At 72.3% G+C, this 1,825-nt stretch carries 1 protein-coding gene; it reads right to left on the reverse strand.

Going from position 1 to position 1,825, the window contains the following annotated elements:
* Nucleotides 1–1,809: condensation domain-containing protein (locus CcI156_RS23680; RefSeq protein WP_305775232.1), on the reverse strand; the 1,809-nt coding region annotated here is incomplete at its 3' end.
* Between the last annotated feature and the right edge of the window lie 16 nt (nucleotides 1,810–1,825).

A 1,825-nucleotide genomic window follows, 5' to 3' on the forward strand; every position in this document is an offset into this window, starting at 1 on the left:
CACCACCCGCACCCACTCAGCCGCACCCAACACCGGCACCCGACCCACCAACACCCCCGGATCCGCCGCCACAGCCTCCAGGATCCGTACCAACCAGCGCCCGAAGCCCTCGACCTGGTCGGGCTCGAACACGTCCGGGCGGTAGGTCAGCCGCAGCCGCAGGTCCGTGGCACCCGGGATGACCGCGAGCGTCAGCGGATAGTGCGTCGAGTCACGCCCCCCGGCCGGGGTGATCCGCAGCGTGTCGTCGGGCCCGGACCCGGGCTCGGGCCCAGCATCCGGGTCGAAGGGATAGTTCTCGTAGGCCACCAGCGTGTCGAAGGTCGCGCCCGCACCGGCCAACCGCTGGATCTCGGCCAGCCCCAGGTACTGGTGGGCGATCAGAGCCGACTGCCGGTCCTGCAACGCGGTCAGCATCTCGATGACGGGCCGGTTCGGGTCCAGCGGCACCCGCACCGGCACCGTGTTGACGAACAGCCCCAGCATGTCCTCCACCCCGGGCAGCTCGGGCGGACGACCCGCGACGACCGCACCGAACACCACATCGCGCTGCCCCGCCAACCGACTGACCAGCATCGCCCACGCCCCCTGCACGACCGTGTTCAGCGTCAGGTCGTGCTCCCTGGCCAGGGCGCGCAGGGCCGCGATCAGTTCGGGGCCCGCAGAGGCCATGACCCGGCCCGGCGCCACCGGAAGCCGGGCCGGGTCGCCCGGCGCGACCAGGGTCGGTTCCGTCGTGCCGGCCAGCTCCCGCTGCCAGGCCTCGCGCGCCGCGTGCCGGTCCTGGCGGCCTAGCCAGGCCAGATACTCCCCGTACGGCGTGACCGGTGGCAGTCCGATCGGGTCACCGCCGGCCRCATAGATGGTGGACAACTCACGCAGCAGGACCGGCAGCGACCAACCATCCATCAGGATGTGATGGTTGGTGATCACCAGGCGGTGGTGTCGTGCGCCGAACCGGATCACCAGGAACCGCAGCAGCGGGGGCACCGCGGGGTCGAAGGCACGGGCCAGCTCGGCGGCGGCCAGCCGGTCGGCCTCCGCCTCGGCTTCGGCCGAAGGCAGCGCCGACACGTCCGCCTCACGCCATGGCAGCGCGACCCGATCGGCGATCACCTGGACCGGCTGCTCCAGGCCGGCGAGGTGCCGGAATCCGGCGCGCAGGTTGGGATGCCGGTCCAGCAGCGCCTGGCCCGCAGCCCGCAGTACAGCGGTGTCCAGCGGGCCGAGCAGGTTCAGCAGGCCCTGCCCCGAGTAGGCGTCCAGCGCCTGCTCGCCGAGCATGGCGTGGAACAGCAGGCCCTCCTGCAGGGGCGACAGCGGCCACACCTCGGCCAGACCCGGCTGCGCAGCCTCCAGCTCGGTCACGTGCCCCTGGGCCAGCGGGACCAGTGGGAAGTCCGACGGGCTGTGCCCGCCCGCACCAGGCCGCGCGGCATGCGCGGCCAAACCACCCAGCATCGCCACCCAGCCCTCGGCCAACTCCCGCACGGCGGACTCGGCCAACAACTCCCCCGGCCAGGAGAACATCAGGCTCAGCTCGGGGCCGTCCGCGCCGTCACGGACGACTCCGCCTGCTTCCAGGATGTGGGCGGCGGGCATCCGCTCGTCCATGTCCCCGCCGAGCGCCACCGGCTGCCACTCCTGCCGCCCGGAACCGGTGGTGAACCTGCCCAGGTAGTTGAAGCCGATCTGCGGGGTCGGCAGCGCCGCCAACGCCGGCCGCGTAGCGGGATTCAGATAACGCAACAGCCCGAAACCCAGACCATCACCGGGCACCGCCCGCACCTGCTCCTTGACCCTCTTCAACACCACACCAGCCGCG

This window comes from Frankia sp. CcI156, from assembly GCF_001983015.1.
Lineage (GTDB): Bacteria > Actinomycetota > Actinomycetes > Frankiales > Frankiaceae > Frankia > Frankia casuarinae.